The sequence below is a fragment of the Trinickia mobilis genome, from assembly GCF_017315705.1.
Classification (GTDB): domain Bacteria; phylum Pseudomonadota; class Gammaproteobacteria; order Burkholderiales; family Burkholderiaceae; genus Trinickia_A; species Trinickia_A mobilis.
Map to the genome: position 1 here is coordinate 48,327 of NZ_JAFLRF010000030.1, position 26,242 is coordinate 74,568.

Below are 26,242 nucleotides of genomic sequence, written 5' to 3' on the forward strand. Positions count from 1 at the left end.
ATTGTTAGACGTGTTCGCTTCTGGCTTGCACCAGAGGCAGAGCCAGGCCATTGAAATTCCCTACGGTCTATCTGTGCTAATCAGCGACAGGACCGCGGATTCTGTACGGTGTGGCCCGGAAAGAGGCCTCCGTTTATCCATGGAAATTACTTTTTCGTTCAGGATTGCAAAATGAAAAAATTGGCATTATTTGCGGCATTGACAGCCATGGGGATCTGCAGTGCAAACGCACAGAGCGCTGTGACCCTGTACGGGCGCGTTGCGGCTGGCCTCGACTTCGTGACAAATGTGGCGACCCCGAACGGCCAGTCCAAGCACAATTTCCGATTCGGCAGCAATCAGTACGGGTACAGCTGGTTTGGCCTGAAAGGCGATGAAGACCTCGGCGGCGGCCTGCATGCGGTCTTTAAACTCGAAAGCCTGTTTTCGTCCGGAACCGGCCAGATTTTTACCAACGAGCTCTTTATCCGCGATGCGTACGTGGGCCTGGCCGCCGAAAAATACGGAAGTATCTGGTTCGGCGAGACCCTGAGTCTGGCCGACGAAACCGGCTGGTACATTGACCCACTGGGAGAGCAGGTTGGGACAGGTGTTGCCAACTTCGCCTTCGGAAGAGCGTGGGGGCCACGATCAAACGTGGTCACCTACAATTCACCTAACTGGGCCGGCTTCTCCTTCCGCCTTCAGGATGGTTTCGGCAACCAAGCTGGCAACTTTCGCGGCGGTCGCGAGTTCAGTGCGAGCGTTCAATACACGGGCGCCAGCTTCGCTGCGTACGGCGTATATGAAGAACTCCGCGACTCCAATGGGAAATTTTCAGACCTGTACGCCGCGTCCCGGGTATACATGGCCGGTGCCACCTACACGTTCGGCCAGGTCAAGTTCTACACGGGATATCAGCAACTGGTCTCGTCCGGACAGGACACGGTCGCCACTACGTTTAACCCGTACGCAGCCACACGCAGCCAGCAGGAGTGGGTCGGCGCCTCGTATCAGGCTACCCCTGCGCTGGCGCTCCAGGCCGGCTGGTATCACGGTAACGTGAATCATGGCGGTGGAGTGGGCAATCTCGGTGCCATCGGCACCACCTACAACCTGTCAAAACGGACATTCCTCTACCTGACCCTCGGAGCAATGTTCAACGGCAAGCAGTCCGCGTTCCCGGTTGAAGCGACAGACTCCTTGCCGTTGCCGGGCCACAACCAGCAAGGTGGCTACTTCGGCATCATGCACTACTTCTGAACGCAATTGATGACCTTGACGCGCGACCGGCGGTCAATCGGCGCGACGTTCGCGAGGTCACGATCCGGGGCGCCGACATGGTCTGTCATGTGGCGGCGTCCCCGGTCGATCAGTCCACGCGGGTGCCGGTTCACGAACCGCCACCCGACTGCAGTCTCTCCATAAGAAACGTGCCGATGTCATCGAGAGCCTGTGTCGAAGCCTTCAGGATCCCGACACTGCCATAGAATCCGTGTGGCATGCCCATCCATACATCGACTCGTGCATCGACGCCCGCGGCGACAGCGCGCTGGACGTATAGACGCGAATCGTCCAGGAGTACTTCGTCGTCTCCCACGTGAACACGGACGGGCGGCAAGCCGGTCACGGGCGCGTGGAGCGGCGAAGCCAGTGGATGTTTGGGGTGAGCGTCGCGCAAGTAGGTATGGACGAGCTCCGATGCCTGCGCGCGCGTGAAAATTGGATCGGCATCCGCGCGCGATTCGTACGTCGGGCCGGAGAGCGTCAAATCCGTAACGGGTGACAACGCGACCGCGCCCACAAGTGTCGCCTTCGCGGCGACTTCTCCGCTGGCGATGCGCGAGGCGAGGATCAGGGCAAGATTGCCGCCCGCCGAGTCGCCCGTAACCGCGATCCGGGAAATACCGCTCTCGTCGAGCCCAAGAAAGCAGGACCGCACGTCATCAACTGCAGCGGGGAAAGGTTGTTCGGGCGCCAAACGATAATCCGCGACGAAGGCCTTTACGCCGCTCCTCGCGGCGATGTGGGCGACGAGGTGACGGAATGCGTTGGCGGATCCAAAGTGGAACCAACCGCCGTGCAGATGGAGTATTGCTTCGTCAGGCCGGCTATTTTCAGGTTTGACCCAGATCCCGGGAATGCCGCCGACCGAGCCGGATTCGAACGTCACGCCCTCGTGGGGCGGTACGCGTTCCATGATCGCATCGAACGCGCCACGCCACTCGACTCCCTGCCGCATGCCTTTGGCGGAACGGGTCATGGCGCGCATTGCCTCGGTGATTTTCCCGTCTTCAGGATCAAGCGGGTGTGTCACGACGAAGGTGCTCGACAGATCGCCCGTGGATGAATTTTGCATCGTCAGTTCCTATAGCCAGATCTCTATTGATCGTCCTGCCGATTACCACCGCTGCGCTTTGGCGTTTTCCCTCAACTAGCCATCGTCAGGACCGCATACGCGGAATTTCGGGTGCGAACCCAGGACAACCTCTGCGTTCCTTTTCAGTCCGATCGCCCCATTGCGGTCAGCGAGTTGGCGCGACGCGCTCGCATCGACAAGGGCACTCATCGGCGGCAGCGGATTCATTGAAATCACAGACGTCATTTGATCATTGGGGCTGCCAGGTAACAAGTCGCGAAAATGCGAAGCTTCGTTTCGCGCATAGAACGATTTGCATTTGTCAGGAGGCGGTGCTTTGCGGCAAGGGGGTACGCACGGCGATAGTCTCGTGAACCTTCGGGGCGTGCGTGGTTGGCTTCGCAAGTTCGTGTGGTCGAGCGCCTGGATACTATGGTCGCGCTGGCCGACAGTGAAGCACTTCACATCCTGGTTGTGCCTTGCGCCTGGCAACAAGATCTCGGGCGGCAAGGCCAAGGCCGTCACGGCTACCGCGCGCAAGATTGCCGTGCTGTTCTACAACACGCTGCGCTACGGAATGGACTACGTCGATCCGGGCGCCGCCTACTATGAGGAGCGCTACCGGCAGCGAGTTCTCAGCAACCTCACACGCCGGGCAGACTCAATGGGCTATGTGCTGCAACCGAAAGCGGGCCGATGCGAGGGAGTTTCTCAGGAAGGGCCGTGCGAGGCGTATCCATTTGCGCACTCCTCTCGGAAAACGGGTGTTGGAATCCTCGTGTACTCCTTGAGACTTACTTCCTCGGCCGTTCCATAGTATCCAGGCTAAGCCCAAAGATTGATTGCGCTTCGCCGCGTAATTCGAACCGGGGCCATGACTGCTCGCAAGTTCAGAAACGGCGCGCGGCGATGCATCATGGCCATGTGCGCCGCGTACCCCATGGAGTGGTGCCACTCGCAGATTGCAACTCGATCGACGGCAGCATTTCGCCGTGGCAGGCCAATGCGTATGGCCTGCGCGAACGAGCGCTGCCGTCGGCGCTCGCGATCGTGTCGACGATTCTCGCCGATGTGGACCGCATCGTTGCCGGCGAACTGCGTATCGACGAACTGGTCGATGGCATCAGCGACAACGCCGACGAAAGCGAAATGACGCTCGCGTCCGCATCTGAAGACGACGCTGGCGCCGACACCCGGTTGTTGTTCACGCCGGTCGACGGCGCGGTGACCAGTGCGCCGGTGGCCGTCTGCATGGTGGGGTTGGTGTCGTGCCCGTTGTAGTAGACGGCAGCAAGGTTCAGGCCGTAGTTCGAGTACTTGAGCACGGCCGACTCGCGCGTGCCGCCCTGGAACTTGCCGGGGACGCCGCCCGGCGCATACTCGAGCGCGAGCGAGGCGCCGTAGAACTTGGGCGACTGGTAGACGATGGCGTTGTCGCCATGGAGGGCGCCGATCGGGCCGTTCGTGCTGAGGCCCTGCCAGTTCGCGGCCTGGTTCAGGCCGAGCCAGGCGGTCGGAATAGAGCCGAAGTACTGCGCGTTGCGGACGTCGGTATCGGCCATCGCATAGATCATCGGCACGATCTGGCGGCCCGCGTCGATCGAGCCGAACGGGCCGGAGACGCCCAAGGTCGTCTGCTGGTTGAACATCGCGGTGGCGCCCGGTGTGTCGGCCAGTCCAGTCTTGCCGTTGCTGCTGTTGAAGGACCCCTGCAGCTTGAAGTTGGCCTTGTAGCCGCCCCCGAGGTCCTCGCTGCCCTTCAAGCCCCAGATGCTCGAATAGATGCCGCCATCCTTGAGCTCGTAGACATGCCCGAGATTGATCTTGGACTGGAAATTCGCGGCGTTCGCGCTCTGATACAGGAAACCGGTATCGATGACGCCATACAGCGTTACCGATGACTGCGCACTCGCTGCACTGGCGAACAGGACGAGCGCAGCTGCGCCGCTCAACTTCAATCTCATTGCGTCTCCCCTTATGGGTTGTAGTGGCCGGGCGAACCGACATATGTTCAGCGAACGATAAAGCGGACCATGGCAATACTGCGTTCGTCAGGCAGACAGGTAGTAATCCGTATATTCATCGCGAAGACGGTTTTTGAGCACCTTGCCAGTCGCACCAAGCGGCACATCGTCGACAAATAGCACGGCGTCTGGCTTCCAACAGCTTGCGAGCTTACCTTCGAAGAATGCGAGCAATCCGTCGCCGGTCAGTGCGCTGCCAGGCTTCTTCACGACCAGCAGCAGCGGACGCTCGTCCCACTTCGGGTGCTTGGCCGCAATGCATACGGCGCTAGCCACCTCAGGGTGCAAACCCGCAACATTCTCGATGTCGATCGAACTGATCCACTCACCGCCGGACTTGATCACGTCCTTGCTGCGGTCCGTGATCTGCATGAAGCCGTCCGCGTCGATCGTCGCGATGTCACCGGTCGGGAACCAGCCATGGGCGTCGGCATCAATACGCAGCGGGTTTCCGCCTTCGTTGCGGAAGTAATCGCGCACCACCCATGGGCCGCGCACCAACAGCTCGCCTGCGCTCACGCCGTCCCACGGCAGTTCCTGACCGTGCGCGCCTACGACTTTCATGTCGACGCCAAACACTGCACGACCCTGTTTCGATTGCGTGGCACAACGCCCTTCCGAGCTCATCGCCAGGTGTTTGTGTTTCAGTGCGCCGAGCGTCCCGGGCGGACTCAGTTCGGTCATACCCCACGCGTGCAGTATCTCGGCGCCATATTTGTCCTGAAACGTGCTCAGCATGGCTGGCGGGCTGCGCCGCCGATGACGGTACGCTGCAAGCTGGAGAATTTCCGGCCTTCCTGTTCGAGCGCGCCAAGCAGAACCTGCCATACCGTGGGCACACCGGCGGCGAACGTGACCTGCTCCGCTTCAAGGAGTTCATGCAGCGACTTGCCGTCCAGCCGCGGCCCCGGGAACACCAGCTTGGCGCCAACCATGCACGCGACGTGCGGGATGGCCCACGCATTGACATGGAACATAGGCACTACCGGCAGGATCACGTCGCGCGCCGAGCAGTTCAGCGCATCCGGCAAGGCTGCGGCCCCAGTGTGCAGCAGCGTCGAGCGATGGGAATACAACACGCCTTTCGGGTTGCCCGTCGTGCCCGACGTGTAGCACAGCGTGCACGCGTTTTCCTCGTCGAAGGTCGGCCACACGTAAGTTGGCGAGCTCCCCTCGATCAGATCCTCGTAGCACAGCAGGTTGGTCATGCCGGTATCCTGCGGCATGTGCGCGCGGTCAGTCATTGCGATAAACGCCCTGACGTTGCCGCAGCGGCCGGCAATGCTCCTGACCAGGGGCAGGAAAGTCAGATCGAAGAAGATGTACTGATCTTCCGCATGATCGGCTATGTAGACGATCTGATCGGCATGCAGGCGCGGATTGATCGTATGCATCACCGCGCCCATGCCGGATATGGCGTAGTACAGCTCCATGTGGCGATAGCCGTTCCACGCCAGCGTGCCAACGCGGTCGGAGGCTTTCACGCACAGATTGGTGAGCGCATTCTCGCGAGGCGTCAGCATCTGGTGGCGGCCCCGCGCGTCGACGAGTCGAGTAGCGTTGCTAGGATTGCGTCGCGCGACGTTGCCGGAATTGCCTAGGGCAACCGCGCGCAAGGCTTATACTCCCCAGGGGCTCCGAGTGGTAGTTGCGGACGTGTTACAGCAGGTGAGCGGCCATGTGGTGCCGCTTGCGGCGAGTTCAGGCACTGCCGCGGCCGCTACCTGAGCGTGTCATTCGAGACCATCATGATTATGCTAGCTAGGGCAGAGAAGTCGGGCAGACGCAGCGCGCCGATCATGGCAGGTCGATTACGCGCCCCCGTCGTGATCGTGATCCTCGCGGTGCTTGCGGCATTGGCAGTATTCCTCAGGCACTACAAGTGACGCCAGCAGGCCTGCGGTGTGCGGGTGCTGCACGGGGCGGTACTTAAACAACGTGCCGATTCCGCGCACACCGCGACTCCGTGCGCTCCGCGTATTTCCATGACATCCGCGCAAGCACGGCGCCAGAATGGTTCTTCGTCCACCTGTCAGCATAGGAGGATGTATGCGCATACTGGTCATCGGAGCGACAGGACTCCTCGGAAAGGAAATCGTCGGCCTACTTTCGGCGGATCACGACGTGATTGGTGCGAGCCGCAAAGGGTCGGCTATTGCCGTTGATATCTCTGACAAGAAGTCGATCGTCGCGATGTACAGGCAGGCGGCGCCGTTGGATGCAGTGGTTTGCGTTGCCGGCATCGCAAGATTCGTGCCGCTCGATACGCTCGCCGACGGCGACTTCGCGTTCAGCATCGCGAACAAGCTAATGGGGCAGGTGAATCTGGTGCGCTGCGGCGTGGCGAACGTCACGCGGGGCGGCTCGAGCACGTTGACGAGCGCGCTGGTGGACAGCAACCCGCGCGGCTCCCGTGCCGGCAATAACCGCCGTGCTCTCAATTACCGGCACTTCATCAAGGGCCTCGAGCGCAATTGCCTGGACGCAGATGTTTCGGCCCAGGCCTAAACCTTCAATTGAGAAGAGGATGGGGAACGGGCGACTTTAACCGCCGAACAGATGGGTGGCGTGAGTGACCGCGGCACCTGCACGCATCGCCGCGGCCACCAGGGCAGTCTCGGCCAGCTGTGCGTCGGTGGCGCCGGCATCGCGCGCGGCCTTGGTGTGCAATTCGAGGCAGTACGGACATTGTGTCGTCAGCGCCACGGCCAGGGCCATCAATTGCTTCTGCTGTACGGTCAACGCGCCCTCGGTGAAGGCCGCCTTATCGAACGCCCGAAAGCTTTTCATGGCCTCCGGTGCATTTTCATCGAGCTTCTTCAGGCGATTGAGATTCTTCATGTCAAACATGGAATTCTCCTAAAAAAACAATGAAACTACGAACCCATGATATTTGTGGTCGAGTTCCATTTTGTCCTGGTTTGGTTCTAAATGATCCAAACCAGAAGCGCCGCCTCCCAGGGGCATCTTACGCTTGATCATCTGCTTGCTGCACTCGTCGTCGGCGTAACCGACTTCACCATCTGTGACGTGCGCGCCGGATGGCGCGTGAGTTTCGATGCGTGCACAATCGACGCAACGCAACAGTGCTGCGGCCAGTTTCGGTCACTTATCGTCCGCGGGCGAGCGGCCGCTTTCGACCTTGTGTGAGACGTAGCTCAATAGATGCCTCCCAGCTTCAATGCATCTATGGTCATGTTTGCGCCGAGGGCAACCAGAATAACTCCCATAGTCAAGCGTTGAGCCTGTAGGAGTCCCGGGCGACTGGAGAGGAACGTCGCCATGCTGCCGGAGCAGACCGCCACGAAGCCATTGACCGATGCGAACGCGACAATCAGCGACGAACCGAGCACAAGCGTTTGCCTGAGAACGCTGCCGTCCTGATAGTTGATGAACTGTGGCAGGAGTGACAAAAAGATCATCGCGAGCTTGGGATTCAACAGACTAGTCGTCGCGCCCATCGCGAAGAGCCGGCGAGGCTGTTCGCGAGGCAGATCGTGAACCTCCAGGGGAGAACGGCCACCAGGCTTCACAGCCTGCCACGCCAGATAGAACAGATACACAGCGCCCCCCGCACCCAAAACGCTGCCTGCATAAGGCACGCTAAGGAAAAACGCCGTGATGCCGAACGCTGCCCCAAACATATAGAAGAGGTATCCGAGTATAACGCCCGCAAGCGATATCAGCCCGGCCGTGCGTCCTTGCGAAATCGAGCGCGACATCACGTAGACCATGTTTGGGCCCGGTGTCACAGCAAGCATTCCGCCGACCGCCAGAAATTCGTAAATCGATACCGTACCATGCACTTTCGCGGGCTCCCCAAGCGGTCGTCGATCGTAGTATCGGTTTGATGCATACTCTAGTAAAACGAATTAAACTGAATTTATTGCTCAGAATTTCTGACTAAAATGAAGAAGCTCGATCTGGACGTGCTTGAAATGTTGGTGGCGGTTGCCGATACGGGATCGTTTGTTCGAGGTGCGGAGTCCGTGCATCGCTCGCCGTCGGCAGTGAGCATGCAGATCAAGGCGCTTGAAGAAGCGCTGGGAAAACCGCTTTTCGTGCGAAGCACCCGTAACGTAGCGATTACCACAGAAGGCAAGACTCTTCTGGACTATGGCCGTCGAATGCTTGCAATGCGGGAGGAAGCATGGGCGTCGGTAGTTCGCCCCGAGATGAAGGGCCGCGTCACCATCGGGGTTCCTGACGACTACGCCTCATCGTTGTTGCCACAGGTTCTGGGAAAGTTCGCGGTTGCTCATCCGCGTGTCGAAATTCGGGTAATCGGCCTGCCTAGCAGTGCGCTCGCTCCATTGCTCAAAGACAACACGCTGGACCTGGCCTGCATCACGAAAACGAGGGGTGTTGCGGGCGAATTCATCCGGTTCGAGCCGATGGTGTGGGCCGGGTCGCCCGCAAGAAAAGTGTGGAAAGAGCGCCCGCTTCCAATCGCCGTTTTTGCACATGGCAGTACTGCACGTGCCTATGCCATCAGCGCGCTTCAGCGGGAAAATATCAAATATCGGATGTCCTACGAAAGCCCGAGTCTGTTGGGCCTTATCAGCATGGTCGAAGCAGGGCTCGCGATAGCACCCCTCGCAAGATGCAGCGTACCGGGACACCTTGTTCAGCTATCGCAGAACGAAGGGTTGCCGCTACTGGATGAACTCGAAGTCGTCCTTGCCCGCAGTGCCCGGTCCGGCCGACCGCCCTGTGATTTTCTCGCTGAACAGATTCTGGTTGAAATGAGGGTTTGAGCCGGTCGCTCAATGGCCGACCATCACCTGACGGACGGTCGTTTAGAGCGTCCGACTGCCTCTTGTGGGTCGAACTGAGCCGAACGCGTCAGGCAGAGTTCCGGACATCGGCAAATATGGCAATTGCGCCGTTCGAATGTCTCATCCGCAACCGGGAAGCCGACTTTCGCTGCACTCCATCGATCGTCGGGTATGAAATTGTGTCCGGGACTGAGGCGGTCGAGCGCATCCACTTGGCTCGAGGCCTGCAGGACGTCAAGTGCGCGACATTCTTCCGCGCGTCACAATACTCTTATTGCGCTTCGCATCGGATTTACTTCGATGCCCTATCAGATTTTGCAGGCGTTCCAGAGCCCCATCCTGCATGGCCGAAATGCGGCCGAATTCGTCGGCGATGAAATCCATGAACACGATTGCCCGGCGTGGCACTAGTCGCTTGGCAGAGTAGATGACGTTAATCGGGGAAGACGCCACAACATAATCTTCCAGAACGAGCTGCAACTGGTGTTTGGACAGGGCGTCTTCGAACAGCCAAAGCGGTCCGTAACCAATCCCGAGACCACCTGCGGCGGCACTGAAGATGCCGTCAGTTGTATTGACGCGGAAGCGGCCGTTTACTGCGACCTCACCGTCGCGGAATGGCCAATGATCTCCCTCTGCGGAGAGCATGTAGGTGACGCAGTTATGATTTTCCAGTTCTTTCGGATGATGTGGTATGCCGTTCCGAGCGAGATAATCCGGGCTCGCAACACAGACCCGCTCCGATACCCCGATTGTTCTCGCTCTCAATGAACTATCGGCGAGATGGCCGATTCGGATTGCCAAGTCCAGACCTTCTTCGACGAGGTCAACGTAACGGTCGCTGATCTGAAGATCTACTTCCAGTTCGGGATAGCGTTCCAACAGTGCCTGGACGCATGGCAGCAAGTGGACACGTCCAAGAGACGTAGGGCATGCCAATCGCAGTAACCCTTTGGGCTTGTCTATTCCTCTTGCGTTGCACTCGGCCCCGGCTACCGCGTCGAGTATGTCTCTCACCTCACCGTAGTAACGCGCTCCCTCTGGAGTCAAGGTCAGTTTCCGCGTGGAACGATGCAAAAGCCGGGTGCCCAGGTGCTCCTCTAACACGGCAACGTACCGGCTCACACTCGGTTGCGAGGTGCGAAGTTCGCGTGCCACCGCCGAAAAGCTGCCGGTTTCCACGACACGTGCGAAGCAGTTCATTAACAGAAATCGATCCATCGCCTTGCCCCAGTCAGTCGATTCATACCGCCACTGTATGGATCATATGCGTTCTCGCGTCCTTATCAAGTTCCGGCGATTGGAGAACACTGCGCATGTCGCAGCGCAAGCGACGGTCGGCTGTTCGCCCCTGTGGCGGACGAGCTTTTTGCCAAGACTCACTGGAGAAAGCACTATGGGTAAGCTGCAGGGCAAAGTTGCGGTCATCACCGGCGGTAGCAGTGGCATTGGCCTTGCTGCCGCCAAACTGTTCGTGGAGGAAGGCGCTTACGTCTTCATCACTGGCCGCCGCGAGGCAGAGTTGGACAAGGCTAAGGCGGCCATCGGTCGGAACGTCTCGACAATACAAGGCGATGTCTCGAAACTCGAAGACCTCGATCGGCTCTTCGCGCAGGTGAAAACGGAGAAGGGCGGCCTCGACGTGCTTGTCGTCAGCGCCGGCTTCGTGGAAATGGCGCCAATGGCAGCAGTGACCCCGGAGCATTTCGACAAGACTTTCGCCACCAACGCGCGCGGCGCCTTCTTCACCGTACAAAAAGCTTCTCCGCTGATGCACGACGGCGGTGCGATCGTGCTGGTGTCCTCAGGCGTGCATCTGAAAGGCATCCCGTTCTATCAAACCTACGGCGCTACCAAGGCGGCGCTGCGTTTCTGGGCCAGAAGCATGGCGGCGGAGCTGAAGGATCGCGGCATTCGCGTGAACACGCTGTCGCCCGGCGCGACCGACACGCCGATCATCGACGGCCAGTTCAAGACCAAGGAAGAGGCCGACGCCCGCAAGGAGATGTTTAAGCAAATGACGCCACTAGGTCGAATCGGCCGGCCCGAAGAAATGGCTAAGGCCATCCTGTTCCTCGGCTCCGAGGACAGGAGCTACACAACGGGTGCCGATCTTGTCGCCGACGGCGGCTTAACCCAGATTTGAAACTCGGGACTGGCGCGCATGTGATGTGACGAGGAGTTTCCACAGCGGGTGCTGCGGCCGTGATTTTGGCCGCGGTTGCCGCTGTATAGCGGCTGCTGAGGTAAGACGAAGTGGAGTCAATCCAGGAAACGGCGCACAGGTTACCCGCGGAAGATCGAATAGGCAAAGTCTGGGGATTGCCGATTGAGCAAGCCGTGTACGGCGCGCTAAAGGACTAATTGGAACGTTTCAGCATACCGCATGCAACGTCGACTGAGTGAAAAAAAGAGCTTCGGCTTGTGGTTCTTGAGATGTTCCTCGAGCGCCACAAGATTCGGGCCATCGGTTTCCCGTGGCACGCCGGCGATATGGGCTCCGCTCAACTTCAACTTGCCGAATCCGCGGATGTCCAGTGAGCGTCGAATGAGTGTTTGCAGCGCCGCGGACTCGACGACGTGATCCCGCCGGAACACCAATTTAGTATCCGAAGAATTCCCCGCCGCGGATATCGATCAGGATTGCAGATGATATTGACGTGACGCTTCATGGTGCTCGTACCGGTGCTGATCGTCAGCCGTAGTGCCGCAGGTTGATCATCGCGTAAGCGATGGTCTTGAATGCATAGTGAACCGGGCTCAGACGCTCGAAGCGAAGCAGCAGGCGGCGGAACTTGTCCTCCCAGAAAGACCCGCTCGATGGTTCTGAAGCGCTCCTCGAAAATGGCTGGATCAAAGCGCTGTTTGCAGCCCCGCTTCGGCGCTTTACGTCCACGGGGATTTTCGGGAATCATGTCCCGGTTGAAAATCGCCTTGCGGTTGGCCCGGCAGTCGTAGACGCCGTCCAGGCTGACCGTTGAGCCTTGCAGGTCCATGCCAATGGCGCGGGCCATGTGGTTCAGTCTGGGCAGCGCGTCACGCAGCAGCGGCGATTCGTTGCGGTTACCCGGGGCAGAAACGAATGGCGCGATCACGTTGCAGCGGCGATCGCAGAAGGCGACCACCTTGTCGCCCTTGAGGTGCTTGTGTGCGCTGTACCCCAGGTTGTCGCCGCCCTTCTTCGCGGCAGTAGTCGTGCCGTCGCCGTGAATGACCGTGAGGTCGAGCAGCCCGCCCGGGTGAAGCTTGCACACCGAGCCGGCAAATATCCTGTCGATGCAGCCATCGGCCTGCCACCGCCGCAGTGCCCGATAGATGCGCGTGTAGTGGATTACAGGACGACCTTCGTCATTCCTTTCGATCGGCAGCGCCTTCCACTGACAGCCCATGTACAGCAGCTGAAGGATGTAGTTGAAGATCTTGTGCAACCAGAGCGTCGGTGCCGGACCGCGCCGATCCGTGCTCAGATGCGGCAAGACAAATTGCTCGAACTGCTCAACGCTCAAATTCGTTGGAATCGCTTGCCCGCTTCGACTTCCAGTCATCCGTAACATCCGCAAATCCGGACTTTAACCGATCCGGCCGCGCAGACCCCCAAACCCAGATCTCTCGGTAGGTCGCCGTCATCAACGCCTTGACGCCGCGGGCGGCCGCCGCCCGCGTGGATTCCACCACGTCCGCGATTTCACGGTGCAGACCCACATAGGCGGCCTGCGCAATGTCGCGCTTCGTCACGGTGCGTTCACCGCGTCCTTGAACGCCTTGCCCGCCGTGAACTTGACTGTCTTCGCTGCCGAAATCTGCATTTCGGCGCCGGTGGCCGGATTGCGGCCCGTACGTGCAGCGCGCTGCCCCCGCGAAAACGAACCGAAGCCGACCAGTTGCACGGTCTCGCCCTCGGCCACCGCGCGGGTGATGACGGCGAGCACGGCATGGATCGTTTCGCCGGTGACGGCCTTGCTCTCGCCAATGTCCGCCGCGACCGCGTCGATGAGTTCCTGTTTATTCATGGGGCAATCGGGTTCAGTGACTGAAACCCGCACCCTACCGCATCGCAGGCCTGACAGGCAAACCCGCGGCAAACGTGCGAAGGCCGACGGCCGCACAACGCGCGCGCAGGCTATTCCTTCCCACAGCATTCGAACTGACCCAGCACGGCACCTGGCCAAGCTGGCTCTGAAGTCCGAAGAACCGCTTTGCCCGAGCGGCAGATCCAAATGCATCTTTCCGCGATTGTTTTATATAGGTTCGAACACTATTCAACCGCGATAAGTCGTATTGGTACTGTGGGATTTAATGTGCCCCTGGCCATTACGGTGTCGCGCGGTCACTAGCACCCGCCACATCGCCTCGGTCTGGCTGCGCTCCTGCGCGAGCGCCTTTTCCGCTACCCCGACGCGCCTTTCGTCAGTCGGCACCTAATGCGTCATCGTCGCGGCGCAGCGCGCGTCGGGCTGCATTCTCAGACGCCGCTCCATTACTGCAACCCGGTCGGCTGCGGCGGCGAACGCCGCGCGCTGCGCTTCCTCTAGCGAGGTCCCGGCGGGAACGCCTCCGCACGAGGCGCGACCGTCAGGGCATGGCCAAGCGGACTCTGCATTACGCGCGCCTTCGTCCAGACCGCAAAGGCAATGTGTTGGGCGATTTGGGCGCAGTCCGCTGGCGACAGGCCCGGATGCCGGTTCTGCAGGGTCAGCTTGATCACGGCAGGTGTCGCTCGATAGATGCGCCGCTCCCGGGCGCGCGCCGACAAAGGAAGCCAAATCAGAATGGCAGCCGGGCGTGGCGAGGTCGCAGATTGGGTGCTCTTCATTCGACGCCCGCCTTGAAAACGCCTCAATTACTGTATATATATACATGGTGTGTTTTTATACAGCATCGGAGGCGAGATGGAACATCTGGTCCGTGTACAGAACGAACGGGACCGACGCACGTTGGCGTGGCTGCGGGCGCAGGTCGGCGACATCGCCATTGCGGATGCGGTGCAGTGCTGCGCCGGCCCGTCGAAGCCGTACCTGTCGTCCGTTTGCCGCCAGCTCGGGGTGGCAGCGCCCCGGTTCAGTGCGCCGCACCGACTGGCGCCGAGCGCGGCCGCGGAGCAGTCGCTGGCCACGATCCGCCAGATCCTGGCTTCCCGGAATGCGGCTGGAGCCAACGCCTCGTTGGGGCCCCGCGGCTAAAAAAGCGCCGCCACGCCCGGCGCAATGACTATGATGTATACGTGGTCCGTGTTAACGGCACGTGACCGCAACACGGGGCAAAGGCGGGATTGGCCAAGAGGTTTCGCCGTCTGTCTTTGCTCCGCCACGACTGGGCTCGCGATGCGCGGGCCGTTTTTTTGCGCCCTTTTGTTAGGGTGCAACCGTATGCAATACCGATAATCGGTATTATCACCGTTGCGTTTAATACATTAAATGCCGCCGAGGGGTTCGTGCTGCGGGTGGTGCTGCGCCGCCTGCAATGCATGACCGAGCCGCTTGTGCTCGATCACCGCACCCTGGTCAATCTCAGACAGCCGGTCGTGCCGGCCGTAGGGCAGGGCAGCGGCATCGGCCCGAATCTCGATGTGGCCATCGGAATACTCGTAGACATCCACGTAATGGTGGATCAGCGCACGCATTTCCTCCGTCTTGTTAGATCAGCCGGTCGTCCTGCACGGTCAGCGTATTCGACACGCGGCGCGGCTGGCGCCACGTCAGGATCAGGTCGAGATCCAGCGGGAGGACGACTACCATTGAACCGCCTGCCGTTGGTTTGCAGAATTTTGTTCCCAGCCAGCGACGGGCTGATCGGGCTTCGCGATGCGACCGGGAACAGAATTCCTTCAGAAAGTTGTTCCTCCGGCGATCGCTTGTGACGGTCTTGTAGTCGCGGCAACACCTCACGCCATATTGGACCCGCTATGGCGATGCTCCGCGGCCTCGTGGAATGGGGGAGCACGCGTCAAAGAACAGTCTCCTGCAGAACGCATTTACGCAAACCAACGCCAATGTCGGCGACCGACATAACGCAACTAACCGTCTAGCTTTCACCAAACCACCCTGGCGACTTCGTCGCTACTCTGCTCGCAGTAGCGTCTGGTCCCGGCTGCGGAAGCCAATGCTGTCGATTTCGCGATAGCCTGAGTCGGACTGAACGTTGAAGAATCACGGCAGGCGTCGACCTCGGCGCCGTGCGAGGGCTAAAGGATTTTGAGATTGCGGACCTTTCCGATTGTCGGTGAACGCGCCGCAATGAGACCGGCGATGAACTCCGGAAGCAACGCACGAGGTACGTTGGCGGATACGTCGGTGATTATCTGGGATTCTGATTCTCCGATTCCCCTTACGCGTTTTATGACAGTACGTCCTTGATTTAATTAAATATTTCTCTTTTCGTGAAAACATAGGATGGAGAATTGGAGAACTCTGTGGTTCTCCAAATCTCCTTACTCCGCCGACAAATTCGCGAAATCTCCGTACCGCCTCGAGGCGGTAACTTCTACAAAACAGTTTGTCGCATCGTCGGGAATCTCAAGACTGCGGACGGGCAACGTCGTGGACAATCCCGTTCGCCTCTGCGATGCCTTCGCACAGCTTCGAAAACGTTGTTCACACAGAACACTCATTGCTCGACAACGAGTCGCCGCGTGCGTCTCCCAGCGTTAGCCCTCATTTTCGCGGCCGGCGCCCCGGCCTCACTTGTCGCGCAATACAGGGCGGGCAAACCGTGGTGATAGAATTGCGCCCCGAAAGTTCGTCGTCCAGGGGCGGGAGAATTATGAATTACCGCGTCAGCTATGAGCACAGCTTGAAAAGTGCGCCGGACAAGTTCATCGTCCATGTTCCCTCGCAACTCGTGGAAGATATACCGGCCAATGTGCCGCGGGCGCTCCTGCCTGAGTACATCGCCGACCTGATCCTGAAGCGTTCGCCCCGAATCGGGAAAATTCGCAATCTCCGCATTTTGTGAGTGCGGGCCCTCTATAGGCACATCCGGGGACGCTGCTGCCCGGAAGTCGATCTATCGGCGCCGGAGAGGTTCGAAGCGCCATAGACGGTCACCGCGCGCCGTTGGACGTCGGTACGTCGTGGCGGCTCAGCGCCAGACACCGGACGCTTCTAAGCCAGTGATTTTTTGCGGGTCAAAAAATTGCAACCGCCCACGACGCGCCGACGATCAGCAGACCACACCGGCCGCTTTTCCACCAATTCAGCGAGTGCCGCTGCACGCCGCCGCCGTCGTGACCCGAGGCGGCGCGAGCGAGCCGTCCGCAAACAGCTCCGTTGAACGGCACAAGGAAGGGCAGACGAGCCTCCCCGATATCGCTGTGCCGGCATTACCTGCAGCACAAACCGACACTGCCGCGCCACATGCTGAAAAACGGAACGCTTGGGTTCCCCCTCCGACGGGCAATATGTAATGGGCCGGATCTCCCGCAACGTCATGGTCCAGGTCGTCGGACCCGTACGAAAAACCTGGATTGTCGGCGACGGCTCACCTGTGATACAAGATAGCCGCACGTCTGGCACAGGCCGGTCGTGTCATCTACAAGTAGCTTTCCTTGGAACATTCAGAACATGGCAACAGGTACCGTCAAGTGGTTTAACGATGCGAAGGGTTTTGGGTTCATCACGCCGGACGACGGTGGCGATGATCTCTTCGCGCACTTCTCCGAGGTTCAGGGAAGCGGTTTCAAATCACTTCAGGAGGGCCAGAAGGTCAGTTTTGAAGTCAAGCAGGGCCCCAAGGGGAAGCAGGCCGCCAGCATCAAACCGCTGTAAGTTTTCCGCGCCGCGAACGCGCCCTGTCAGGACAGCGATCAGGCCGGTGCGTGATCGCTGCGGATCTGGAGCAGGGCGTCGAAGGGGAGTCGTCCCCGGGCTGGTTCAACGCTCCAGAAAGGGCCTCAACTTGTCCGCGCGACTGGGATGCATCAGCTTGCGCATCGCCTTGCTCTCAATCTGACGGATCCGCTCGCGGGTCACGTCGAACTGCTTGCCGACCTCTTCAAGCGTGTGGTCAGAGGTCGTATCGAGCCCGAATCGCATCCGCAGGACCTTGGCCTCGCGCGGCGACAATGCGTCGAGCGCCTCATCGATCGCGGCGCGCATGTTTGCGTGGATCGCGGCCTCTGCCGGTGAGCTCGCAGAGACATCCTCAATCATGTCGCCGAGCGTCGCGTCAGCATCGTCGCCCACAGGAGTCTCGAGCGAGACCGGTTGCCTGGCGATCTTGAGGATGCTGCGCACCTTTTCCTCGGACATCTCCATGCGTCCCGCGAGGACGGCCGGATGCGCTTCCTTGCCCGTCTGCTGCAGGATTTCGCGCGAAATCCGGTTCAGCTTGTTGATTGTCTCGATCATGTGCACCGGCACACGAATGGTCCGTGCCTGATCGGCAAGCGCACGCGTGACGGCCTGCCGGACCCACCATGTGGCGTACGTCGAGAACTTCCAGCCGCGTCGGTATTCGAATTTGTCCACCGCCTTCATCAGGCCGATATTGCCTTCCTGGATCAGATCCAGGAACTGCATGCCGCGGTTCACGTATTTCCGGTAGATGTTGAGAGTTTTGAGAGCTGTTGCATTGGGAACGCCAACCGATGTCCAGTGAGGCGGAGCGTGACCGTGTCACGGTGGCTAACCTCGACGAATTTTGGTTAACGGCGATCGTAGTTGCGAGGCACCGTGATTTTGGGATACGAGCAGCGCTGGCGGTCGACCGAAAGCCAATCAAAGTCAATCTGGATCGTCCAGGGAGCGTCGCTTTCGAGTCTTTCGCCGTTCGAAGAATCCGGCAGCCATCAACGGAAGATGCTTGTTGCGAAAACTTGCCTAGAGCCATCGTCATGCGGCCCTCATGCGACAGCGATCTGGGTCAGATCTGCAGGGGGGAGGTCAACGCCACGCTCGGAGCTTTGACTAGGACCTCGGGGACGTGGAGCGCGTCAAGGCACTGGAAAAAGAAAGAAAATTGAAAGGTTCCTCTTCGGACCTTTTGCGATATCGAAGCCTCAGTTTCACGGATCCCCATACCAGACAGGCGTTCTGCCAAGTCCGCATAGGTCATTCCTTGCGCATCCAGCAACCGCTTCAGCGCACGAGTCGCACATTCGGCGTAGTCGACGGTCGCCCCGGGTCCACCTCCCTCTTGCTTTTGGGAACGGATTGCCATAGTATGTCTTGAACCAATCATATATGATTCTTTTCAATCATTTGAAAACGAATGTTATCAAATGTGGTTGGTTGGTGACAACTGGTTGAGTGTTCATATCCGAGCCCGTGCTCCAAAAGCTCCATGTTACTAGGATCCGGGCGGCAAACGAAGTGATGAAAGGAGTTTGTATGAATAAGCATGGACTACCGCTGTGGGATACAGCCTGGAAGGTGACTCATAGCGATCTGTTCCACGATCCGAAACACTCCACGACGAATCGGTGGGTGTATCGGTCGCCCAAGACGGGGAAGGTTATGGGGCTGGTTGGTGACATGCGCTTTATGGCAGCCGTTCTTCTTACGGGCGACGTTCACGTGGCGAGCTTCAGCGACGAAGAGAGCATCACGATCCCCTATAAGGGGCCGAAGGGCGAAGCTTTGTCGACACATCCTGATTTTGTCGTGGATCTTGTCGGCGGGGGCAAACGGTTGGTCACGACGATGGCGAAGAAGGAGCAGAAAGCGACAACAATGGCGCGCATCAACGCGCTGAGTATCGCTGCGGAACGGGCGGGTGCGACGCATAAAGTGATTTACCGCGACGCCGTCAACGAGACGCTGTTCGATAACTGGGCGCTCCTTTCTGCTCGCATGAACTGCGCAGACCCAGGCCGCTTTGATTGTAGCCATGAGCAGCGAGTTCTTTCATCTGCATTGGAGTCAGGACGGGATGTCAGGCTTGTGACGCTGCTGTCGGGGGAAGGCGTAGATTCGGCACGAATGCTGTCTAGCCTCGGCTTTGCCCTGATGAGAGGTGTCGCCAAGACGAATCTTACGACAGCGTTGCTTTCGTTGGACTCAATAATTTCGCATAACTAATTGATAACTTCGATATTTGTTATCAATTCGATGCTGACAGAACCATTTATCGCCGCGAGAGGATTTGGCCTCGACGCCTGGGCGATGCTCGATATGTCTAGCGGAGCACGGAGGTCGTATGGTTTTCGGGGCATTTGTAAGGGAATCGGAACGATGGAGTCAACGCTACGAGGTTTGATAACTATTGAACACGGTCATCCAAGCACCTGGACGCCGGTGCCAGACGAAGTATTTGAAGACAACGAGGTCGACAAGAACCGTTACCTGAAGCGGAAGGATGTTGTCATCCGATACGCGAATGGAGAATCGTTCGCGAAAATTTTTGAAAGGACAGGGACCTGCAAGTCGGAGGTCATCCGATTCGTCAGGAAGTGTGTGCGACCGACGTTAGGCGAGATTCCCGGCTTCTTCGCGCTTATCCCGTACAAAAGGTCAAAGTCGTATGAGCGGCACGAGCCGTCGACCGGTGGAGGCAAGGCTGATCGCGATGGAAATCCACGCGAGCGCGGATTTTCTGGGTGCTGTCGAGCGTTTTTTGAAGACCATCCCGAAATCCGTCAGCATGTTCACGACAGGCTGAGGGGAAAGGCCGAGGGACCAATTCCCGAGGCTCGTCCTGAGTTCAAGGTCCTGTGGCACGAAGTCCTCGCCATGGCCAAGGCGGCTGGCGTGTCAGACGTGGAATGGCCGTTCCGACTTCCCAGCCTGGGCAGGTCTGGTTTTTACAAATATTTCCGCGAGTTCATCGAAGAGAATGCCAGAGAAACCGACGTCGCACGGCACGGCGAGGCAGTAGCAAGCAGGCGTCGGCATGACCCAACGCTCCCGAGCTTGCTCCCGAAGCTCCGCCATCTTTCGTGTCTCCAGTTAGATTACGCAAAGATTGATGCGGCATCGATATTCGAAATTGAATTGCCAAACGGGCAGAAGAAGTGGGTGGCTGTCCGACGGTGGTACTGGGGCATGTTGTATTGCCCGCGACTCAAGGCGGTGGTCGGTTTTCACGTCAGCCTGTCGCGCAATCCTGCGGCTGATGATGCGATCGATATCCTCGAGTCGGAGGCCATGGGGATGAATGACGCCGGCTTGCTCACTGAAATAGAAGAGAGTGAAGGGGCCATCATTCTGAACGGCTTTTTCCCAGAGTTCAAAGGTCATGGGATGTCCGTGATTCGGCTCGACAACGGTTGGGCGAATCTGGCGGGAGACACGCTGCGAAGTATGCTTCGCATCTATGGCTGTGCGGTGAACCTGGGACGGGTCGCCCAGTGGATGGACCGTATCGAGATTGAACGCGAGTTCGGCAGTGTCACGCGACGAGGCCCGGCCAGGCTCTCGTCAACTTATGGGGTGGACCCGACAGATAGTCGCCGTACAGACCCCAACGAACAGGCGGAGGTAAATCATATCCGTCTTCATGATGTCATCCGTATCCTCGCGAAGGCAGTCAGAGCAGCAAATACTCTGAACAAGGCCGGGCTTTATGGCTCGAACCCGGTGGCTGAACTCGACAAGCTGATCAGGAAGAAGGCATCGGGCGTTTTCCCGATGCCGCTGCCTCGCGTCGACTACGAACCATGGATCCGCTTCGCCAAGGTCGAGCGCGCAGTCGTGCGGGCAGGAAGTAAAAAGAGCCGGCGTCTGCCGTACGTCGAAAAGTGGGGAGCAACCTACACGAATAAAACCATCTTCAATACCGACAAATGGATTGGAAAGACGTTAATCCTTTTCATTAACCGACGTAACGCAAACCAGGCGTTCGCGGTATCCGCCGACACTAAGGAATATTTGGGGATGCTTCACGTGACGGGTCGATACGCTGACGTCATACAAACCATCTCCGAGCGTAGGCAATGCGAAGCTGACATTCGGGACGGCTATATCGCGAACATCGAGATAGAGCGCCAGCTGGAATCCTCGATGGCTATTCCGGCTTCGCAACCAAAACCAGCTCGGGAAAAGGCAGAGCGGTCTCCGAAGAAGCCTGCAGACGTCGCTTTGGACGCCGCGAAGAAAGAGCAGAGCAGGCGTCTGAACGGCGCTTCACCTCAGCAGGTGTCGGTTCGCCCGAAGCCTGTACCAGTCGCCTCAGCGAACGTCGGATCGGCTGCTACGGCCCGTGTTTTGTCCTTTGACGCGAAAAAGAAAAGTCTCGATGCATCGGCGAAAAAGCCTCCCGTAAAGCCTCCGATGACTTCGAAGACTAACCGCTTCGGTCTCCTGTAGTCCGTCTTTTTGCACCGCCCTGTTGCGGCGCGCCCGATCGCATCCATAGCGCGCCGCTGTTCCACTGTCTGGAGGAAATTTAATGCCACAAAGCAATTGCGATCGCTGCGGAACAATGATCTCAGCCTCATCTCCTGAGGATGTTCTGTGCGCCGATACATCAGAGCTACGACTCCCATTAGCAGTGCCTGACTGGATCCACTTCGCAGAAGCGAGGAGATGCAACGTACGGGTCAGAAGCTTAGCGCGCTATGCCTATGTCCAGACACTCGGGATCACATACACCTGCGATGAGTTTTTGACATCTACGAGGTATCAACAACGCCCGGTTTTGGTCTTCGTCAATCCAATGGACGTGCGCGAAGCTCACGCAATGGCCGCAGACACGAGGCAACACATTGGCCCTCTGCGCATGATTGACTCTCACCCCCGTGGACGGGTCGCTTTGGTGAACTGGCTGAAAGAACTCGAAATGCAGAGGAGGTTTGCCCGACTTCGGCTTGGCAGAGCATCCGCTGCCATAGCGAGCGCAGCAATCAAGACAAGAAACGGATGACTTAACGTGACCGGCTGGTCTTGAAGCCAGCAGCCCCATTGACGTTGCGCAACGACCAGGCCAATACGCAAACGCATGACGCTTTTTTTGAGGAAGCTATGAATATTGACGCATCGAAATACGATCAAACGCCGACAGAGCCCGATAACGAAAACGTCGAAGGCGAAAACGCGAGCCAGGAACGTACGGCGGAGCAGCGCGCGCCGCAGAAGATGACGGCGCGCAGACTGATTCGGGAAACTCAGCAGCATCCAGCCAGCATTCACACGAAAAAAGGTGTGCGGTTGAAGATAGAGTTCATCGCAGAGTTGAACAGGACGATTACCCACGCTGTTTACATGGGCACGTCCGGTTTCTGGGTGTTACCGGGATACGGGGACGAGAGGACCAGCGCTGCCATCTCGCGAGTGAAAAAGCTCGAGAAGAAGTCCAGCGGACAAGTCACGATAGTTCGACTCAACAGCGTGGACGATCAGGCCCCGACGTTGCGACAATTTCTTGTTCAGATCCTCTATGCGCTTGGGGTCGAAGAATTTCGAGGCGAGACACATGTACTCCGAGAGCGCCTAATACGAGCATGCATCGGCCGGGCGAGACTCGCAAAAAATCACGCTGTCTACCTGTTTGTCGACGAGGCGCAAAAATTGAGGAATAGGGAAATGTTGTTCCTCAAGGATCTGAGCTGGGAGCTCGAAATCGAGGACGTTCGGTTAGTGACGTTTCTGTCAGATAGCAACCCCGGACTCAGTGAGGACGTGGCAGCGCGCCGCATTTGGATTGGCAGTGCTAATCGGGTCGATTTCTTTTAGAGGGAGATATGAATAACGATGCACTGGAAGAACCTGTTGAGGAAAACGTCGAGAACGAAAACGCGAATGAGGAACTTACGCCGGAGCAGTTGGCGGCACAGATGAAGGCGCAGAAGAAAGCGAAGCTCAAACTGATTCGCAAATTTCAGCAGCACCCTATCAACAACCATGCAAGCGGAGAGCGATTGTGGACCAAACCAGTCGACGAGTTGAACAAGGTCATTCACAACGCCGTGCTTATGCGACGATCGGGCAGCTGGGTGCCAGCATCACCAGGCGACGGGAAGACCAGCGCTGTCATCGCGGTAACGGACGCGCTTGAGAAAGAGTTCGATGGAGAAATCGCGATTGTGAGACTCAATTACGTAGGCAGTCATACTCCGACGATTCGAGGGTTTCATATACAGTTTCTCGCTGCGGCGGGTATCGCCGACACTCGAGGTGAAACGCCGGCATTGCGACTCCGCCTGACGAACGCGCTGATCGATAAAGCGACAGCCGTCGGGGACAACGCGGTCTATCTTTTCATCGACGAAGCGCAGCAGATGAGAGATCTCGAAATGAGGTTTCTCAAAGATCTCAGCAATGAACTCGAAATGGAGGGAGTTCAACTTGTAACGTTTCTGTTCGGCCAAAACCCTGAACTCAGCGATGCTGTTGCGCGCCTTAAGCGAGAAGGCGGCTTCGATCTGGTCAGTCGGTTCGCTTGCCGTGAAGTCCGTCTGCGCAGCTACAGCACACTGGGCGACTTCGTGGACTTGTTGGATAAGGTCGATCAAAAACTGGACGACGATGGTGTACCGTACACCGCATTTTTCCTGCCGGAGGCATTTTCGAACGGTTTTCGCCTGAAAAACGAGGCAAAGAGATTTTTTGCGGCGTTGCGAGGCTCCATGAACAATAGCGAGCATCTGGGGTACCCGGCAAGGCAAGTGTTCTTTGCTCTTCAGGATTTTCTCGGATTTCAGGCAAAACACGACGCACCAGATTTCAAGGGGACGCGTAAGAAGTGGGACGCGGCCGTCAGTGAGGCCAATATGCGCATCGCGCTCGAGCACAAGCGAGATACGCCTTCGGCACAAACAGGATTTCCGCCGCCTGCCGAGGATCAGGAGCAGGACGCTCAGAGCGACGTCGACGAGGATCTTGATGAGACGGCCGAATGATGCTCGCGATTACGTAAAAGCCGATGGCGGGGAAAGTTGATGCCGCGGTTACGTCATCAAGGGGGAGGAGGCTATTGGGTTGGTTGCCGATTAGCCTTCCTCCCTCATGAGTCAACCGTGAGTATACAACTGCGCGTCGGCTATTCAAATGCACTCACACCACCAGATATCCGGCGTTACTTTGACAAGGGTCCGCACGCTCGTGGCAGCACAGTGCCGATGTCGCGTGGTTCTGAGTTCTTAGGGTTGCCGCCCCCGTCAGATGAGCTGGCGGTCATGGACGCATTGGGAATGCTAAGCAGCGTGGTGTTTGACAGCCAGCTCAGATTTTGTCCGGATTGCATTGCAGGCGGCTATCACTCGTTCTGGTTCCAGCTTCGTAGCCTTGATTCATGTCCGCTGCATGGTTCACGGCTAAGAAGCTCCTGTGCGTCATGCGAGGCAGCAATGCCAGAATGGAGAAACGCCCTCGCTTGTGCGAACTATGCATGCCCGACGTGCGGCAACCACATCACAGGCGCTGCAGTAACGTATCGGAAACTTCTTGCGCGGCGACCTCGTGCGGACATCCTCGAGGACGCGTTCGCAGATTGCAGGAAATGGGCGTTGTCGTTAACGGCGGGTTCGAATACTGGTGTACCGGAGCTATGTGCAATTGTCAGAGACTACGCGAGCTTCATGGGCTACGAAGAAATGGCATTCGACATAGTTCGCAAGAACAGCGCGATGCCCGGAGAGGCTTGCGCTATTCCGAGCCGGGTGCAGGTCATCGGCCAGATTGCACCCGACACCGGCGTATCTGATCTCGCGGAATCTGGTCAAGTTACGCTTGATGAAGTGCTGCAGGACGACGCACTTACAAGCTCGCAGACTTCTCGCCGGGCGCTCACGCTTATCGCAACGCACTGCCTGAATGAAGAGCAATTGCGTGCTACGAGACCTATTCGCCGGATGCTGCTCCACAGCGATCCGATTGATCCAGGCGCGTATGATGCGGACGCGATGGCGTTCGCCATGGTCGAGGAATATTTCGACGCCAGGCGGGCGCCGTTCCACGCGCCGAAAAAATGGATCCCGACACCAACTGGTCTGGGCTATGTCGACGAACCTCGGTACCACACCGTTCGTCGGGTGCCGGTTACCTGGCTGTGTGTGGTTCTCGCGGCATATGGAATCGCCTGCGAAGTCGTGCGCGTATTGTCAGAGGGCGGGGCACGACGCGAACGACTGCAGCTGTACTGTCCGTGGAAACTATCCGAAGGGGCGAAAGTACGACTAAATCGGGATGTGCTGCGACAGCTTTATCTCGCGACGCTGCCAGTCATAGTGGTGCAGCCCGAATCTGCGGTAGGTCCGAGAACGATATGCGGTGCCTGCGTCGTGGTTCCGCATTTTTCCGGGCTCGACGCAATAATTGCCGAAGAAAATCTGGCGACATTCGGCGACCTTCTTCGATTGCGCGCCGCGGCCGACGCCGGGCCCCGGTGAGCTGGGTTGGAAACTCTAATTCAATGCAGGTAAGCACGCCCGTGACGCCGATTGCGCTGTGTGTCGGTGGAATATGTCGCGGGCGCGGAAGAGCAAATCTGTTTTCACATCAACTTGAATATCCGAGGAAAGCACTGACATACCAACTTCGATGTAGGCCGACTCAGTATCCATTCATAATGTATCTCTCATCGATAGGCGGACCGGAGGAACAGGTGCGCGCCCCATGGCTTGAACGGCGTTGTGGTGAACCGAGCGATAATCGTCGTGGTTCATCGAAGCCGTTTGCCGCGAGCCCATCGATTGCGAGGGAAGACGGTGCACCTCCTTTCGGCAAGGTGGCGACTGGCGTGGAACACCGGTTTATCGTGACAAATGGAAACGCCGGAACTTCTCACCGAGAAAAGCGAATTTTTGATCGAACAGGCCGGCGAGCCGCGCGTCTGCTGTAGCGTAAAAAATCTGGCGCATCTTCATCTATGACATGCCGCGCCTGATGGCGTTCGGTGGCCTTGGTGCGAAGGCAATGAAGCAAATGAAAATCTTGCCCCATTATCGGGCAGTTGCCCCTAGCAACGACGGGCCGTTCGGGGTAGCTAGCCGCCGTGCGCGTGGAAGCGAAAGCAATCAAAAAGGTATGGCTTGGTGCAGTGGAATTGACGTCCTCCCCGCCCTCAGCCTGAGGCTGCCGCGCAAGGCGCGGGAAGGACGGGGATTCCTACTGCTAGGCGGCGACGTCCCGCCGCGAGAATGTTGTCTGCCGCGTTGATGTCGCGATGATGATACGCGCCACATTCGAAGCAGGCCCATTCCCTTATTCCAAGACCTTCCAGGCCCTTCG

General features: G+C 58.3%; 24 protein-coding genes and 3 pseudogenes. 14 read left to right on the top strand and 13 right to left on the bottom strand.

The window, feature by feature from the left end:
* Nucleotides 1-171: 171 nt before the first annotated feature.
* Nucleotides 172-1,242 (top strand): porin, encoded by a 1,071-nt coding sequence (locus tag J3489_RS28020; protein ID WP_207003781.1) that lies wholly within the window; start codon nt 172-174, stop codon nt 1,240-1,242.
* 130 nt (nt 1,243-1,372) lie between these two features.
* Here the strand turns inward: J3489_RS28020 and J3489_RS28025 are convergent, their stop codons facing one another.
* Nucleotides 1,373-2,338 carry an alpha/beta hydrolase gene (locus J3489_RS28025; protein ID WP_207003782.1) on the bottom strand — a complete coding sequence of 322 codons (966 nt, stop codon included), beginning with the start codon at nt 2,336-2,338 and terminating at the stop codon, nt 1,373-1,375.
* A gap of 370 nt (nt 2,339-2,708) precedes the next feature.
* Between J3489_RS28025 and J3489_RS37925 the strand changes: the two genes are divergently transcribed.
* On the top strand, nt 2,709-3,155 hold the full coding sequence (locus tag J3489_RS37925; protein WP_242540373.1) for a hypothetical protein: 447 nt from the start codon (nt 2,709-2,711) through the stop codon (nt 3,153-3,155).
* Between the two features lie 97 nt (nt 3,156-3,252).
* Here the strand turns inward: J3489_RS37925 and J3489_RS28035 are convergent, their stop codons facing one another.
* Both J3489_RS28035 and J3489_RS28040 read right to left on the bottom strand, forming a co-directional pair.
* On the bottom strand, nt 3,253-4,302 hold the full coding sequence (locus J3489_RS28035) for a porin (protein WP_207003783.1): 1,050 nt from the start codon (nt 4,300-4,302) through the stop codon (nt 3,253-3,255).
* Nucleotides 4,303-4,389: 87 nt separating this feature from the next.
* Nucleotides 4,390-5,978, bottom strand: a pseudogene (locus J3489_RS28040) (long-chain-fatty-acid--CoA ligase).
* Between the two features lie 132 nt (nt 5,979-6,110).
* Here J3489_RS28040 and J3489_RS28045 point away from each other — a divergent pair.
* Nucleotides 6,111-6,248 carry a hypothetical protein gene (locus tag J3489_RS28045; RefSeq protein ID WP_207003784.1) on the top strand — a complete coding sequence of 46 codons (138 nt, stop codon included), beginning with the start codon at nt 6,111-6,113 and terminating at the stop codon, nt 6,246-6,248.
* A 163-nt stretch (nt 6,249-6,411) separates the two neighbouring features.
* Entirely contained in the window at nt 6,412-6,870 is a 459-nt protein-coding gene (locus J3489_RS28050; RefSeq protein ID WP_207003785.1) for an NAD-dependent epimerase/dehydratase family protein, read from the top strand.
* A 36-nt stretch (nt 6,871-6,906) separates the two neighbouring features.
* Here the strand turns inward: J3489_RS28050 and J3489_RS28055 are convergent, their stop codons facing one another.
* Both J3489_RS28055 and J3489_RS28060 read right to left on the bottom strand, forming a co-directional pair.
* Complete coding sequence (locus J3489_RS28055) at nt 6,907-7,212, bottom strand: carboxymuconolactone decarboxylase family protein (protein ID WP_207003786.1); 306 nt, start codon at nt 7,210-7,212, stop codon at nt 6,907-6,909.
* A gap of 308 nt (nt 7,213-7,520) precedes the next feature.
* Nucleotides 7,521-8,123: a LysE family translocator gene (locus J3489_RS28060; RefSeq protein WP_242540379.1), complete on the bottom strand. Its 603-nt coding sequence runs from the start codon at nt 8,121-8,123 to the stop codon at nt 7,521-7,523.
* 147 nt (nt 8,124-8,270) lie between these two features.
* On the opposite strand from J3489_RS28060, the gene J3489_RS28065 reads away from it, so the two are divergent.
* Nucleotides 8,271-9,119 (top strand): LysR substrate-binding domain-containing protein, encoded by an 849-nt coding sequence (locus tag J3489_RS28065; RefSeq protein ID WP_207003788.1) that lies wholly within the window; start codon nt 8,271-8,273, stop codon nt 9,117-9,119.
* Nucleotides 9,120-9,374: 255 nt separating this feature from the next.
* Here the strand turns inward: J3489_RS28065 and J3489_RS28070 are convergent, their stop codons facing one another.
* The gene (locus J3489_RS28070) at nt 9,375-10,361 is read right to left on the bottom strand and encodes a LysR family transcriptional regulator (RefSeq protein WP_207003790.1); all 987 of its coding nucleotides are present in this window, start codon (nt 10,359-10,361) and stop codon (nt 9,375-9,377) included.
* A 175-nt stretch (nt 10,362-10,536) separates the two neighbouring features.
* Between J3489_RS28070 and J3489_RS28075 the strand changes: the two genes are divergently transcribed.
* Nucleotides 10,537-11,286, top strand: a complete 750-nt coding sequence (locus J3489_RS28075; protein ID WP_207003792.1) for an SDR family NAD(P)-dependent oxidoreductase — start codon at nt 10,537-10,539, stop codon at nt 11,284-11,286.
* A gap of 364 nt (nt 11,287-11,650) precedes the next feature.
* Here J3489_RS28075 and J3489_RS37930 read toward each other — a convergent pair whose 3' ends face one another.
* Genes J3489_RS37930 through J3489_RS28095 form a run of 3 tightly spaced genes read right to left on the bottom strand, consistent with a single transcriptional unit; the run spans nt 11,651 to nt 13,150 of the window.
* Nucleotides 11,651-12,685 carry a transposase gene (locus tag J3489_RS37930; protein WP_242540374.1) on the bottom strand — a complete coding sequence of 345 codons (1,035 nt, stop codon included), beginning with the start codon at nt 12,683-12,685 and terminating at the stop codon, nt 11,651-11,653.
* A complete protein-coding gene (locus J3489_RS28090) occupies nt 12,636-12,875 on the bottom strand; it encodes a hypothetical protein (protein ID WP_207003824.1) in 240 nt (79 codons plus the stop codon). Before J3489_RS28090 ends, J3489_RS37930 begins: the two co-directional genes overlap by 50 nt.
* A complete protein-coding gene (locus J3489_RS28095) occupies nt 12,872-13,150 on the bottom strand; it encodes an HU family DNA-binding protein (RefSeq protein WP_207003794.1) in 279 nt (92 codons plus the stop codon). Before J3489_RS28095 ends, J3489_RS28090 begins: the two co-directional genes overlap by 4 nt.
* Before the next feature lie 879 nt (nt 13,151-14,029).
* On the opposite strand from J3489_RS28095, the gene J3489_RS28100 reads away from it, so the two are divergent.
* Nucleotides 14,030-14,320, top strand: coding sequence for a CppA family protein (locus J3489_RS28100; protein ID WP_207003796.1), 291 nt, complete (start codon nt 14,030-14,032; stop codon nt 14,318-14,320).
* 266 nt (nt 14,321-14,586) lie between these two features.
* Here J3489_RS28100 and J3489_RS28105 read toward each other — a convergent pair.
* Nucleotides 14,587-14,854, bottom strand: a pseudogene (locus J3489_RS28105) (ISNCY family transposase); the annotation flags it as partial.
* A gap of 1,045 nt (nt 14,855-15,899) precedes the next feature.
* Here J3489_RS28105 and J3489_RS28110 point away from each other — a divergent pair.
* Together J3489_RS28110 and J3489_RS28115 are read left to right on the top strand one after the other, a co-directional pair.
* Entirely contained in the window at nt 15,900-16,091 is a 192-nt protein-coding gene (locus J3489_RS28110; RefSeq protein WP_207003800.1) for a hypothetical protein, read from the top strand.
* A 608-nt stretch (nt 16,092-16,699) separates the two neighbouring features.
* A complete protein-coding gene (locus J3489_RS28115; protein ID WP_115666647.1) occupies nt 16,700-16,903 on the top strand; it encodes a cold-shock protein in 204 nt (67 codons plus the stop codon).
* Between the two features lie 105 nt (nt 16,904-17,008).
* Here J3489_RS28115 and J3489_RS28120 read toward each other — a convergent pair.
* Nucleotides 17,009-17,689 (bottom strand): annotated as a pseudogene (locus J3489_RS28120) (sigma-70 family RNA polymerase sigma factor); the annotation flags it as partial.
* Between the two features lie 310 nt (nt 17,690-17,999).
* Complete coding sequence (locus J3489_RS38960) at nt 18,000-18,317, bottom strand: DUF6471 domain-containing protein (protein ID WP_374193494.1); 318 nt, start codon at nt 18,315-18,317, stop codon at nt 18,000-18,002.
* A gap of 149 nt (nt 18,318-18,466) precedes the next feature.
* Between J3489_RS38960 and J3489_RS28125 the strand changes: the two genes are divergently transcribed.
* From J3489_RS28125 to J3489_RS28145, 5 genes are all read left to right on the top strand, one after another.
* Nucleotides 18,467-19,156 carry a hypothetical protein gene (locus J3489_RS28125; RefSeq protein ID WP_207003802.1) on the top strand — a complete coding sequence of 230 codons (690 nt, stop codon included), beginning with the start codon at nt 18,467-18,469 and terminating at the stop codon, nt 19,154-19,156.
* A 153-nt stretch (nt 19,157-19,309) separates the two neighbouring features.
* Nucleotides 19,310-21,382, top strand: coding sequence for a hypothetical protein (locus J3489_RS28130; protein ID WP_207003804.1), 2,073 nt, complete (start codon nt 19,310-19,312; stop codon nt 21,380-21,382).
* Between the two features lie 594 nt (nt 21,383-21,976).
* Nucleotides 21,977-22,747 carry a hypothetical protein gene (locus J3489_RS28135; protein ID WP_207003807.1) on the top strand — a complete coding sequence of 257 codons (771 nt, stop codon included), beginning with the start codon at nt 21,977-21,979 and terminating at the stop codon, nt 22,745-22,747.
* Nucleotides 22,748-22,755: 8 nt separating this feature from the next.
* The gene (locus J3489_RS28140) at nt 22,756-23,913 is read left to right on the top strand and encodes an ATP-binding protein (RefSeq protein WP_207003809.1); all 1,158 of its coding nucleotides are present in this window, start codon (nt 22,756-22,758) and stop codon (nt 23,911-23,913) included.
* Nucleotides 23,914-24,591: 678 nt separating this feature from the next.
* The gene (locus J3489_RS28145; protein ID WP_207003812.1) at nt 24,592-25,401 is read left to right on the top strand and encodes a hypothetical protein; all 810 of its coding nucleotides are present in this window, start codon (nt 24,592-24,594) and stop codon (nt 25,399-25,401) included.
* 674 nt (nt 25,402-26,075) lie between these two features.
* On the opposite strand, the gene J3489_RS28150 is transcribed toward J3489_RS28145, so the two are convergent.
* Nucleotides 26,076-26,234 carry a zinc ribbon domain-containing protein gene (locus tag J3489_RS28150; RefSeq protein ID WP_374193496.1) on the bottom strand — a complete coding sequence of 53 codons (159 nt, stop codon included), beginning with the start codon at nt 26,232-26,234 and terminating at the stop codon, nt 26,076-26,078.
* Between the last annotated feature and the right edge of the window lie 8 nt (nt 26,235-26,242).